The following is a 13,476-nucleotide window of genomic DNA, read 5'->3' as shown; positions in this document are numbered from 1 at the left end:
GATATTTGGCATACCAGAAGGTTTATATGGTCCATAGCCATAGAAGTGAGTGGAAGTATCGTCGACTTCTACCTGTTATGGAGCTAGATTTTAGTGATCTAAGCTACAAATGAGAAATATTGAAAAGGCCAGATCTCCTGATGCTCAGGCAAATTCTTGAGGAATTGTAGTGTGGCTAAATTGAATTGTCTTACAGATTATCTCGCGATTGCATATCTAAGATTCTGATCTTGATAGCTGAATTTTCTATTAGGAATCAAATTGAGCTAATTTATAACGTTGTAATGAAAATACTTTGATTGCAGTATAACTTTTATTATTAAGTTATACAAAACGATGACGAAACTTATACCGATCGTTGCTGTTCTCAAACGCGATCGCAAACCAGGTATTGCCATACTGAGTGCCAGGAGAAAGCTTAACTTGTCCTGCTCTATATTTCAGGAGCTAAGAGCCCTGGCTTTTTATTCTCTAGGTAGGCAGCTATCTATATCTAAAGCAACTGTTTTACCAAGATTATAGAAAAAATAAATCGTGACAATTTTGCAATTTTGTGGTTGCTCAATTAACGATAAATCATCTCCAATATTCTCGGAAAATTCATCCTTTCTATGTAAAATAATCGAGTTTGGGGGATCTATAGCTAGGCCCATTAACTCATGATTAAGCTTACTTTTCCTTGACATTTGGCAATAGAGCAGTGCATTCAAAAAGTCAGCTTTCTTCTTCTGAGTAAGACCCATGAAACTCTAAACGATAAGACATAATATGGCTGGCAATCACAACTCAAATCCCCTGCCCAAAAACCTTTTAGGTACTTCTTCTCAAGTTGATAGTAATGCAGGGGTGATCGGGCTTTCAGGTACAGGGACGCCTTCTACACCACAGTCACAGTCCACAACCCAACCTCAAGCCTTAATGGCTAGTTCCTCTACAGTCCCCAGTGCGACTGCAGCTCCCGCAATACCTCAAATGGCCATAGCCTCAGCGAATCATGGTGCCCCGCATTCAGGTATGGCCATGGCTTCAGGATCTGGCCATGGTGCTCATCCCCATGATCCAGGTAAACAAACGACTCATAGCGCCTTACTAGATTTGGTGCCGCATTCTCAAGCCACCCACATTGCTGTTAACAATGGGGCTTGGTCTGCTCCCGCCACCTGGCAAGGGCGCCAAGTTCCAACCAATGGTGCCCATGTTTTGATTAAAGAAGGCATCTCAGTTACCTACAACAGTGTGAGTGATGCTCGCCTAGAGACCTTGCGGGTCGATGGGGCTTTGAAATTTGCCCATAATATAGATACCAAAATGTTGGTGGATACCTTTGTGGTTGCACCGTCTGGTGAGCTGATGATTGGCTCAGAAAGTAATCCAGTTCAAGCCGGCGTTAAGACTCAAATTATCTTCACTGCAGATGGTGCTATCAATCAGTCATGGGATTCAAGCCTGCTGAGTCGAGGACTGATCAGTCATGGTAAAGCTCGGATCTATGGTGCTGATAAGACTGACTTCTTGGCACTTCAAGGTGAAGCGAGTGCAGGAGACAATGCTCTTGTGCTCAAGAGTGCGCCGAAAGGCTGGCAGATTGGCGATCAGATTGTGTTAGGGGGCACTAATTATCGCTATGGCCAGTCGGATGCAGATAATTCTCGGTTTCAGGATGAAGAACTAACCATCACTCGTATTGATGGGAATCGAGTTTATTTCACCAATAACGACATCACGGCTGGTGATAACACCGTGCTTCGGTTTGATCACCAGTTTCCTGATATTGCTGAACAGGGGCAGCTCAAACTTTATGTTGCCAACACGACTCGGAATGTTACGTTCGAGACTGAGAATGCGGCTACCGTGCCTACCCAGCAACGAGCCCACGTTATGTTTATGCATAATCCTGACGTTGTGGTTTCCAATGCCGGCTTCTATAACTTAGGTCGTTCGGATAAAAGCAAAATTGTTGATGATCCAGGGACGAATGTCGATGGTTCATCGGGTGGGGGAAACAATCGTCGTGGACGATATGGACTGCACTTTCATCGAACAGGTGCAGAAGATATCAACGGTCTTCCTGCCATCGCTCGTGGCAACGCTGTTGTCGGCACTCCAGGCTGGGGAATTGTCCACCATGATAGCCATGCAGTGCTTGAAGACAATGTGGTTTTTGATGTCGTGGGTGCTGGTATTGTTGCCGAATCTGGTAATGAAATTGGAGCCTGGCGAAATAATCTCACGATCAAAACAACTGGCGTGGACTGGAATAATATCAGTCAAACTAAAAAGACACGGGACCGACTCTTTGACCTTGGGTTTAGGGGGGAAGGCTATTGGGTTCAAGGCGCTGCCCAAGTCGCCATGACCGGCAATATTGCAATTAGTGCTAATGATGCCGGGATTTCAGTCTTTGGTGACACTCTTCATCCCCAAACAGATTTTCGGGATAAAGGCACCATCTCTGTAGATTTGTTGCCTCCAGCGATTCGCGCATTGGTTGCCCCAACGGGACAAACTGAAGTTGATGTCACTGATATTCCGCTACGTCAACTGACGGGATTTCAGAGCTACAACACCCGAGATGGCATTAATCTATGGGCTCATAAAACCAATTTTGATGGACAGCTCTCTCTAGATAGTCCGACCCCTCGAACCGCTCATAATTTACGCTCAATCATTGATGATACCAAATCCGACTTATTAACCCCTGAAATATCTCATCGGTCAAACTGGCCACCAATGGTAGTAAGTGAGAGCTTTAATGTCTGATTGCATGGTCATTAAAGTTCGACAGCGCTCCTCGAGCACATCTTCGAGAGCATCGAGGGTCTCAAAGCATCGATTGGCGATTGGTTCATCCGCTAGCCGCCACAATCGTTCAGCGGGCTGTAGTTCTGGAGAATAGGGAGGTAAAACCTTCAGATGAATGCCTTTAGGTACCACCAGATTTTTACAGGTATGCCATCCTGCACCATCTAGAACGAGAAGAATCTGTTTGTGCTGTCCCGCTCCAACTTGCTGAGCAAAGCTTTGCAGGGCTTGATTAAACCATTCTCCATTCACCCGAGGCAGAATGAACCATTCAGTGTCGCCTGTTGCGGGGTGAACGAATCCATAAAGATAGGCCCATTCGTAGCGATGGTCCACCTCAGCAATCGGACGCTGACCTACAGGTGCCCAGATCTTTCGAATGATGGGTTTAAGGCCTAAGCGGTGTTCATCAAAAGACCACACTTCGACTTGAGCATCAGGATAGCGTCGCTCCAATTCTGCTTTGCACTCAGGCAGTTTTTTTAAAGGCGGCTTGTGCCTCTGGGTCGCCTTTACGATGATGAGGACGTGGGCATTGAAGGGACTGCTCCAATCGCTTGAGATAGTCCCAACCTCGTTGGGGCCAAACCTTCTCAACTCCTGTCATTTGGGCGATGACCTGTGCTACTTTTGGCCCGTTCCATAGACCACCGTCGGCAGGTGGGGTTTGGAGACGAGTCGACAATTGTGCACATTGGTCTTGAGTCAGGAGACTGCGAGATTGGTAAGGTCGTTTATCTTTGCGTCGGTTGCGTAATCCATTAGCTCCATTGCGGTTATACTCTCTAACAATTTCTCGGGCGTAATCGTAGTTGAGACCGACCACTTGGGCTGCTTGAGTTAGCTTTGTTTGCTCACTGACGAGCCACAGCAGATGCCAGCGGCGCGATTCTACTGGGTCTTGGCTGGCCCGATAATGAGACTTCAGCTCCTCAGGCGAAAAATGAGGTTCGAGATACAGTTTTCTTGGCATTCTCTAATTATGAATTATATCGGAGTTATATAAATCGGATTTGGTATGACTTTAAAGTGTGGAGCGTTCGGGGTACGGGGGTGAAAGTCCAATACAGCTCCTACACGGATATCAAAAATGGCTTGATTATCGGTAATCCTGATCAACCTCGCGGTAGAGGGATTTTTGAGAATCATGCCTCTTTTAATATCAACTTCAATAAGCTGCGGGTAAAGGGGTTTAATGAGGGATTCAAAACGGAATTTCTCAATCATGATCAGGACTTTATTGCTTCTTCCCTCAACAATAGCTATTTCAGCCAGAATAAGTACAACATCTCAGCTATTGGTGGAGCACCCCTGGATAATGGTAAGCGCCCAGATGATTTTTCCAAAAATCTGAAAATAAACAATACGCGTTTTATTGATGCAGGTAATAATGCTTTGCCTGTGGCTCTATTTAATAGCAAGAAGATGGGTGGTTTGGCAGTATCGTTTGATGCCGGTACATCCTACGATACTGATCCCTTAAAGCCGGACGGTCAAGTACTTACCAGGGACTTAGGGAGTAATGCGATTGCAGCCTATGGTTGGGATTTCAATAATGATGGCAAAATCGATAAATTTGGTCGGCAAGTCAGCCATCATTTTGGCCAGGCTGGTACTCAAGACGTTACCCTGACGGTTTGGGACAACCAGGGGGCAACCCAAACCCTAACGAAGTCCTTCAATGTTCAGGGGGCTAACTACCTAAACCCTTTTACAAATAATGATTTCAGTTCTGGAGCTGCTTTCGGTGCTGCCTATAGAGGGAATAGTTCTGGTGCTGGTTTAGGCTGGTTAGCGACGAATGGGATTCGACGTGATGCCTCGATTGGTAATGGTGCAGCGGTGCTATCAACTCCCAACCACTATGGAACAGGCCTCGCTCAAGTGATCTATGACCAACGCATCCGTCGAGGTAAGCAGACCCTAGGACTCAGACTCAAGAATACCGAAGGAGCAGGGAAACTCAACAATGATATTGACATTACCCTCTGGGGGGTTAACGGTCAGTTTGAAAATAATCTTTATCTAACCTCAGGGCCACAACAAGTGGGGACTTTGCCCATGCAACGGGTCAAGCTGGCAGATGTCACCCTCGGTGGTACCACTTTTGATTGGCAATCGCTTCGCTGGAATGTTGATCTCAAGCAGGGATATGACTTTCTCCTGTTCCAAGTGAATACCCGAGGGACGAAAGATCAGGGAGACTTTGTGGGGGTGGATGATGTGAGGGTGTTTGGTAACGGCATATCAACACCAACGTCCTCTCCCATTCCCAGTGGCGATAACCGCTTTTTCCTTGAAGGGACGGATGCCAATAATGTGATGCGAGGCAGCGATCGCAACCAGTATCTAGAAGGACGGGGTGGTAATGACACGCTCCGTGGGGCCGGTGGCGATGATAGCCTCAATGGTGGAATTGGCGATGATAACTTGCAGGGTGATGCCGGTATCGATGATCTGTATGGGGGAGAGGGCAACGACTTGCTCGACGGCGGCACTGACGATGACAAGCTCAATGGCGGCAAAGATAATGACACTCTCCGAGGACGAGATGGCAATGACAATCTCTATGGAGATATGGGGCTTGACATCTTGTACGGTGGCAATGGCGATGACAGCCTCAATGGTGGAGCAGGGAATGATACGCTCTGGGGAAATGCAGGGAATGACAGATTGTATGGTTCAGAGGGAGATGATCTCCTAGAAGGAGCCATAGGGGAAGATAACCTAAATGGCGGAGCAGGTAACGATACCCTCAATGGTGGAGCAGGTAACGATACCCTCTATGGAGATGTTGGCCAAGATTGGCTGCTCGGTGGCGACGGTAACGACACCCTCAATGGTGCCGCAGGAGATGATGAGCTGCGAGGAGAAGGGGGGAACGATAATCTCTATGGAGATGTTGGCAATGATACCCTGTATGGCGGTTCCGGGAGTGACACCCTGAATGGGGGAAATGATACTGACTCGTTGATGGGGGGAGATGGCAATGATCGCCTCAATGGTGGTGATGGCCAAGATCAACTCTTTGGTAATAGCGGTGACGATAATTTATTCGGTGGGCTGGGTAATGATCAACTGCTCGGTTCCTGGGGCAATGATACGCTTTACGGCGCTTTAGGGAATGACACTCTCGAAGGCGACCAGGGTGAGGATAATCTATATGGTAATGACGGAGATGACCTGATTCGAGGAGGAATAGGTCGAGACCGCCTCCATGGTGAGGCTGGGAATGATGCTCTTTGGGGAGGCAGTGGGGATGACTACCTGGGTGGTGGCCTCGGCAATGATAGCCATTGGGGTGAAGATGGCAATGATCAAATTTGGGGGGCTGCTGGTAACGATCTTATCTATGGTGGAAAGGGGAAAGATTCCCTTGGCGGTGGCGCTGGGAGTGATTCCATCCATGGTGGAGATGGCAATGATCTGCTCTCGTCCCAAGACGGGAATGACTGGCTAGCCGGTGATGCTGGCAACGATACTCTCTATGGTGAGGGCGGCCAAGATACCCTGATTGGAGGCCGAGGCAATGATTCAGTTTATGGGGGTAATGGGAATGACTGGTTGATGGGTGTCGATGCCACGACAGCCCAAGCAGGTCGTGGCGAGCAGGACATCCTCATGGATTGGACTGGCGTTAATACCTTTGTGTTGGGAGATGCCAATCAGGCGTTCTATAACGATGGTCAAAATAATACCTTAGGCGCTGGAGATTACGCTCTGGTAAAAGGGTTCAATCAATCCCGTGGAGATAAAATTCAGCTTCACGGACAAGCCACTGACTATCTATTAGGTGCAGCTCCTGCAGGAATGCAATCCGGAACAGCCATTTTCTTAAATACCTCTGGGACGACTGATGAACTAGTTGCTGTTGTGGCCTATAACAATAGCTTGACCTTAAACAGCAGTGCCTTCACCTTTGTCTAGAGCCTCTAAAGAACCTTAAGTCTTCCTGGGCGGTACTAAGAGGAAGGATAATTCTGGGGCAATGACTTGTTCTCGATGACGCCTTCCGCTTGGTTGACTAGGGATCGCAACTCCGATATTGTCTCCTGCTCCGCCTGCTGCCAAAGCCCTCGTTGATGGGCTTCCAGCAGGCGCTCTGCCATATCTCGCAAAGCCCAGGGATTTTTATCTTGAATAAATTCTTGCACTTGAGGATTAAATAGGTAGGACGTCGCCACCCCTTGATACATATGGTCGGCCACACAATGGGTAGTGGCATCGTAGGCAAAGAGGTAATCCACCGTCGCCGTCATTTCAAATGCGCCTTTATAACCGTGGCGCATCACCCCAGCAATCCATTTGGGATTGATCACCCGCGACCGATAAACCCGAGCAATCTCTTCCTGGAGTTTTCGAACTTTAGGATTGCTAGGAACTGCATGGTCACCAAAGTAGAGTTCTGGGTTTTGCCCTTGGACGGCCCTCACGGCTGTCGCTAAGCCCCCCTGAAACTGATAATAGTCATCAGAATCCAGTAGATCATGCTCGCGATTATCTTGGTTGTGGAGAACGATCTGCATTTGGCTGAGACGTTGGCTAAAGGCTTCCGGGGCAAATTGCTCAGAGGCATCGGCAGATGAGCTGGAGGATTGAGCGGTATAGGCATAGCTGCTCCAGTTCATATAGGCCCGAGCCAAGTCCTGGTCGTCAGTCCAGTTTTGGGATTCGATCAGACCCTGTAATCCAGCCCCATAGGCACCGGGTTTAGACCCAAAGATGCGGTAGCGCGATCGCACTTCCGCTACCTCAGCGCTTACTCCTTCCTCTAGCCAATATTGCTGCTCTTGCTGAACTTGGGATACGAGGGGGTTATCGTGATCGGGTTCATCCAGGCTAGCCACTGCATTCACTGCTCGATCGAATAAATCAATCAAATTGGGAAAAGCATCCCGAAAGAACCCTGAAATCCGTAAGGTGACATCTACACGAGGACGGCCCAGAAGGGAGAGGGGCAGCACTTCAAAATCGATCACCCGCCGTGATAGTCCTTCCCAAACAGGCTGTACACCTAATAGGGCTAGGGCTTGGGCTAAGTCATCTCCACCCGTCCGCATCGTAGCAGTGCCCCACATAGATAGCCCTAGGGTGCGGGGATATTCACCGTGATCTTGGGTATAGCGTTCTACTAAGACTTCGGCGGCTTTGCGACCCACGTCCCAGGCACTTTCTGTGGGTAACGCTCGAATATCAACGGAGTAAAAATTGCGCCCGGTGGGTAAAACATCCGGGCGTCCCCGAGTCGGTGCACCGGACGCTCCGCTGGGAACATATCGTCCATCTAGTCCGCGCAGAAGATGGGTAATTTCCTGATCAGTTTGGTAAAGCCGGGGCAGTAGACTCTCGCGAATCCACGTCAGCTCTGCTTGTAGCTCCTCGGCATGTTGGGAGAGGTCAACGGGGGCTGGGGTTAGAAGCTGTTCGACTAATGCTGCTGCTTCAGTTTCTAAAAGTGCGATCGCATCTCCGATTATGTGTAGCGAATCTGATTTTTTGCCCAAAACGCTTTTTTGGTCAGGGGTGAGGGGTTGGGCTGGATCGGCAGTTAAGGGATCCAATACTAGCTGCCAAGCCTGGGCCAAAGTGCGGGTGAGGCCCTGATGATGAGGACTGGGTTGACGGGCTAATGACACCACTAAATCCCGTAACTGAGTCTGCTCTGGGCAAGACCCAAAAATATGGAGGCCATCGCGAATTTGCGCTTCTTTCAACTCACATAGATAGCCATCGGCTTGGGTGAGTAAGGCTTCTAATTCAGTGGGGTCATCTTGAGAGAGAGCAATTCCCAGATCTTGATCTAACTGTTCAGTTTGAACGAGAGCCAGAATGCGATCGCGGATCACAGGCAGCCGTCTTGGATCTAGACTTTGGGCATCGTAATACTCATCAATCAGGGCTTCCAGCTTTTGCAGAGGGCCATACAGTTCGGCTCGGGTGAGGGGTGGCGTCAGGTGATCGAGAATGACGGCCTGGCCTCGACGTTTGGCTTGGGCTCCTTCCCCCGGATCGTTCACGATAAAGGGGTAGAGATGGGGCAAGGGACCGAGGGCAATTTCGGGATAGCAGGTGTTGGACAAGGCAATGCTTTTACCCGGTAGCCATTCCAAGTTGCCATGCTTACCCACATGAATCACAGCATGGGTTTGGAACTGTTGTCGTAGCCAGATATAGAAGGCTAAATACCCATGGGTGGGTTCTAAATCCGGGGCATGATAATTGAGGCTCGGATCGAGATCGTAGCCTCGGGCGGGCTGGATGCCGATAAAGACGTTGCCGAGCTGGATGCCAGCAATGGCAAAGAAGCCACCGGAGGCAGCTTGACTGGGAGCCCCCCAGCGATCGCACATCTGTTCCTGGACTGCCGAGGGGAATTGAGCGAATACCGCCTCATAGTCTGCTAAAGAAAGCTGCTGATAGACTTTTCGTAGGGGCCAGCCTTCTAGATCATTAGTCACCCCAGTGGTGAGCCACTCAATTAGCTGATCACCATCAGTAGGGAGTCCCTCTAAGGTATAGCCCGCCGCCTGCATCGCTTGCAAAATAGCAATACAGCTAGCAGGGGTATCGAGGCCCACTCCATTGGCGAGGCGACCATCTCGGGTAGGATAGTTGGCCAAAATTAAGGCAATTCGTCGGTCTGATGGATCGCAGTGCCTCAATTTCACCCAGTTCGCCGCCAATGCTGCCACAAACTGGATTCGGTCTTCGACGGGCTGATAGCTGACTACATCGGTTTCGAGTTGAGCATTGTAGGTCTGGACTGCCTTAAAGGAGACGGCTCGACTGATAATCCGACCATCCACTTCGGGGAGGGCTACATTCATGGCCATATCCCGAGGAGCTAAGCCCTGGAGTTGCGTTTGCCAGCGCTCGACGGTTCCCCCGCTGCAAATCACCTGGAGGACAGGAACATCCAACTGTTCCCACAATTCTAAATTCAGGGTTTCTGCGGCCAGTTTAGCCAGGGAAAAGCTAGTGGTATTCAGCAGGAGACTAATACCGGGCTGATCGGGTGGGTTGAGCAATTCCACCAGTTCGGCCTGCACGGCTGGATCCTGGAGGGATTGGACAAAAATCGGAACAGGGGTGAGATTGTGCTGGGTTAAGGCTTGGGATAGGGATGCGATCGCATCCACGTTACCGGCTAAATAGTGGGCGCGATAAAACAGAAGACCCACCCTCGGTTGGGTGTCAAGATGTGGTTCTAGGCGGGTAGGGAAAAGACCCATCCGAGGGACAGGTTGAGGAGGTAAGGGGTCCAGTCCTGAGTCAAAATGATGATGGGCAATAAACTGCAATCCCTGCACACAATTATCAATCCCTCCTTCTGTAAAGTATTGCCATAGCTGATGTACAGCCGACAACCTGACATTAGAATGGCTGATCAAATCGGGATCGGGCCGATCGTCTCCCGGTAAGACGTATAGATGGGTTCCCGTCTCCGCCACAATTTCTTTAACCCGCTCCAAACCATAGGACCAATAGGCTCGCCCTCCCAACAGCCGGACAATGATCACCTTTGCCTGGCTTAAAACAGACTCCCCATAGTGATCAATACTGAGCTGCTGCTGGAGCTGTAATAAATTGGCGACTCGGACAGAGGGAGCTTGATCGGGTAATCGAGCTTGAGCCTGGGCCAACACCTGAATATCCGTATCCGCTGCAGTGAGCACCACAATGGGCGCTGGGGTTTGCTCAACAAAGATGACCCCATCCGTTGAACCTGCCTCCCACCCCCCAGGCATTGCGGCCAGACGATGCATAACGTTTCTCCTTCCATCAATGAACTTTGACTCTGATTCGTAAACTTGATGACGAAGGACTCTACGCAAATATTGCGAATAATTGAAAGCCTTAAAGAAATCAGTTGAACTTCCTCAATCTAGGCTAGTTCACGATAGAAACAGATTAGTCATGGCATTAAACCGTCATGATCTTATCTCTACTCGGTAGATTTAGGTTGGTGAATGTCGATAGCCGCTTTAAGTCGTTCATGTCATAGAAAAGGTATCCACTGATTTGAAGAGCCATCAGGCTTCTCTGGGGGAAGCTGGATACAAGTGCAGGAGACTGGATAATGCCTGTTTCAGCACCCGAAATATTTGAGCATACATTGCCGCAGCACGTCTATCCGCAACTGGGCTCGTCTCTAGTCGATATGGTGCGGTCCATTCCTGGTGTTGCCAAACTCCTCACCAGTATTGATGTCGGAGTGCTTGTTCCGGAGACCCAACGGTTTACCGTTCTCACCTCAAAGAGCTTTAGTGCCTTGGTCTATGAAGCGGGGGAGACTCAACTCAAACTGACCTTTGAACCCCTAGCCATTACGACATTTCTGCAGCGCCTCTACCAGCGTTGTCCAGTAGATACCCCGCTCCAACAGCGTATTACTGAAGTGATAGAGCGTCAGTCTCGCAAAAATAATGATGCCAAACTTCAGGGACAATTTACGCTGCTTTCCCTCGCGGCGATGTCTCCAGGCCCTAGGTCCGATGCAGTTCCCTTATCCCATGAGGTTACCCTCCATCAACCCGCCATTCAGGAACGCCTCTGCCACCAAATCATCTCTCAACTGAGCCAAGGTGTAGAATTATCGCCTCTCTTGGCAATGGTGGTGAGAGAGACCCGTCATCTTCTCCAGGCAGATCGCCTCCTAATTTATCAACTGCCACCGACTGACCTCTCCGGTACCGAGCCTCATCAACAGGTTCCTGCTCAATCAGGCTCAGTTATCCATGAAGCCTTGGCCTCTTCTGAGCTACGCTCCGTGTTGTCTGATCAGGAACAGCTATGGGGTATTGCTTCCCCTGAGTCTTTGCTCAAATATCAGCAGGGTTATACCTTAGCGATACATGATGTTCTGCAAAATGATTCTGTCTCTGAGAGCTTAGCTACTGTTCTAGACTCTATTCAAGTCAGGGCATTGTTAGTTACCCCGATCTTGGTCAAATCTGGACTCTGGGGATTGTGCATTGCTCACCAATGCCTTCAGCCTCGGCAATGGCATGCTCAAGAACAAGATTTACTCAAGCGCATTGCTGCCCATATATCGATTGCCATCCATCAGGCTGCTTTGCATGATCAAGTTCAGCAACATAAGAAAACCTTAGACGAGCAGGTGGAACACCGCACCCAAGAACTCCAGGCCGCACTGCTCGCAGCCCAATCTTCCAATCAGGCCAAAACTGACTTCCTGGCGACCATGAACCATGAGTTACGCACGCCGCTAACCTGTGTAATTGGGATGTCAGCCACCCTGCTGCGCTGGTCTTTAGGGCCATTGACGGATAAACAACGGAGTTGCTTACAAACGATTCATGACAGCGGTGAACATCTGCTGGAGCTGATCAATGACATTCTTGACTTCTCCCATGTGCAATCAGGTAAAGCCACTCTCAACATCAGTGATTTTTCCCTCACCACCCTGATTCAACAGCTCTTGCAAGTCATGCGAGATAAGGCGGATGCCCATCAAGTGCAGCTCAAAGCTAATTTGAAGATTCCCCCAGAGCGGGATCGATTTATTGCTGACTTGCGTCGAGTCCAGCAGATCCTGATCAGTCTGATTGATAACGCCATTAAATTTACGCCGATGGGGGGGAAGGTGAAGTTGCGCGTATGGGTAGAAACCAATACCGTTGTGTTTCAGGTAGAAGACACGGGCATTGGTATTTCTCCCAGTCAGCTTCCTCATCTGTTTGAAAAGTTTCAGCAGTTAGATGCGTCCTATCATCGCACCTATGAAGGGGCTGGATTGGGACTGGCCTTAGCCCAGCAATGTGTGACCCTGCATCAAGGCTGGATTGATGTGAGTTCAGAGGAGGGGCAAGGGTCGATCTTTACGGTGCAGTTACCGAATCAATCGGCATTATTTCAGCAAGAAGCCTCTTCCCAACCCTTATCAGCAGGACGCATTGTGCTGATAGAAGGCCATGAAGAGGATGCGACGCTGCTGTGCGATATGTTGACGGCAGCGAACTATCAGGTGATTTGGATGGTTGAAGCCTCAGCTGCCATTGACCAAATCCGCTTGTTACAGCCGATTGCCGTCATTGTGGATGCCCAGTTGCCAGCTCAAGGCTGTCTGAGTTTAATTCGTCGCTTGAGGGAGCTGCCTGGCACGGATAAGACCAAAATCATCGTCCTGACCCAGGAAGGGATTTCCAAAGATCATCAGCGGTATTTGAGTCTGGGTGCAGATGCTTATTTACTTAAGTCTCTGCAACCAGAGGATCTATTGCGCAAAGTGAACGTTTTATTGAAGTCAGCATCCGTGCTTTAGTTGCTCTAGTAGAGAAGCCATAACAACTCATTACTCCAGGTCTTGAGTCGCTTCCTCCGCATAAAGATTTGCCATCAGGGATTTTAAGCGCATCCGAGGAATATAAGGCCATCCTCCCTTGGCTTCTATTTCCCGGAGCAACTTATGTAGCGCTTGTCGATTGGTGGGTAAGGTCTTGATAAATAAGTCTTCCCTAATGCGTTGATGCATCGCTTCTAGCAAGCGCAGCAACTGTAGTAACTCAGCAGAATCTCCTTCGGATTGCTGGGCCTGCGCATAAACGATGCGTTGTATCTCGTCTAAGGAATCACTCGATTGAGTTGTGGTTTCACCACTAGCCATGTTCTAACGTGTCATTGTACTGAATAGCACTATTATCGGCCCTTGTG

At 49.3% G+C, this 13,476-nt stretch carries 8 protein-coding genes; 3 read left to right on the top strand and 5 right to left on the bottom strand.

Going from position 1 to position 13,476, the window contains the following annotated elements; genetic code table 11:
* Nucleotides 1-464: 464 nt before the first annotated feature.
* Nucleotides 465-743, bottom strand: a complete 279-nt coding sequence (locus I1H34_RS05205; protein WP_212664657.1) for a hypothetical protein — start codon at nucleotides 741-743, stop codon at nucleotides 465-467.
* 25 nt (nucleotides 744-768) lie between these two features.
* On the opposite strand from I1H34_RS05205, the gene I1H34_RS05200 reads away from it, so the two are divergent.
* Complete coding sequence (locus I1H34_RS05200) at nucleotides 769-2,760, top strand: G8 domain-containing protein (RefSeq protein WP_212664656.1); 1,992 nt, start codon at nucleotides 769-771, stop codon at nucleotides 2,758-2,760.
* Here the strand turns inward: I1H34_RS05200 and I1H34_RS05195 are convergent.
* Entirely contained in the window at nucleotides 2,716-3,258 is a 543-nt protein-coding gene (locus I1H34_RS05195) for an IS630 family transposase (RefSeq protein ID WP_212663263.1), read from the bottom strand. The two genes, I1H34_RS05200 and I1H34_RS05195, sit on opposite strands and share 45 nt — an antisense overlap.
* Before the next feature lie 13 nt (nucleotides 3,259-3,271).
* Nucleotides 3,272-3,775, bottom strand: coding sequence for a helix-turn-helix domain-containing protein (locus I1H34_RS05190; RefSeq protein WP_249369539.1), 504 nt, complete (start codon nucleotides 3,773-3,775; stop codon nucleotides 3,272-3,274).
* A gap of 80 nt (nucleotides 3,776-3,855) precedes the next feature.
* Here I1H34_RS05190 and I1H34_RS32710 point away from each other — a divergent pair, with 80 nt between their 5' ends.
* A complete protein-coding gene (locus I1H34_RS32710) occupies nucleotides 3,856-6,729 on the top strand; it encodes a PKD domain-containing protein (RefSeq protein WP_212664655.1) in 2,874 nt (957 codons plus the stop codon).
* Nucleotides 6,730-6,764: 35 nt separating this feature from the next.
* Here the strand turns inward: I1H34_RS32710 and cobN are convergent, their stop codons facing one another.
* Nucleotides 6,765-10,568, bottom strand: a complete 3,804-nt coding sequence (cobN, locus tag I1H34_RS05180; protein WP_212664654.1) for a cobaltochelatase subunit CobN — start codon at nucleotides 10,566-10,568, stop codon at nucleotides 6,765-6,767.
* 314 nt (nucleotides 10,569-10,882) lie between these two features.
* On the opposite strand from cobN, the gene I1H34_RS05175 reads away from it, so the two are divergent.
* A complete protein-coding gene (locus I1H34_RS05175; RefSeq protein WP_212664653.1) occupies nucleotides 10,883-13,087 on the top strand; it encodes a hybrid sensor histidine kinase/response regulator in 2,205 nt (734 codons plus the stop codon).
* A 30-nt stretch (nucleotides 13,088-13,117) separates the two neighbouring features.
* On the opposite strand, the gene I1H34_RS05170 is transcribed toward I1H34_RS05175, so the two are convergent.
* Complete coding sequence (locus I1H34_RS05170; RefSeq protein ID WP_212664652.1) at nucleotides 13,118-13,429, bottom strand: hypothetical protein; 312 nt, start codon at nucleotides 13,427-13,429, stop codon at nucleotides 13,118-13,120.
* Between the last annotated feature and the right edge of the window lie 47 nt (nucleotides 13,430-13,476).

Origin of the sequence: Acaryochloris marina S15 (assembly GCF_018336915.1) — a bacterium.
GTDB classification, from domain to species: Bacteria; Cyanobacteriota; Cyanobacteriia; order Thermosynechococcales; family Thermosynechococcaceae; genus Acaryochloris; species Acaryochloris marina_A.
The sequence above is the reverse complement of the archived record's forward strand: the minus strand, read 5'-3'. Positions and strand labels throughout refer to the sequence as shown.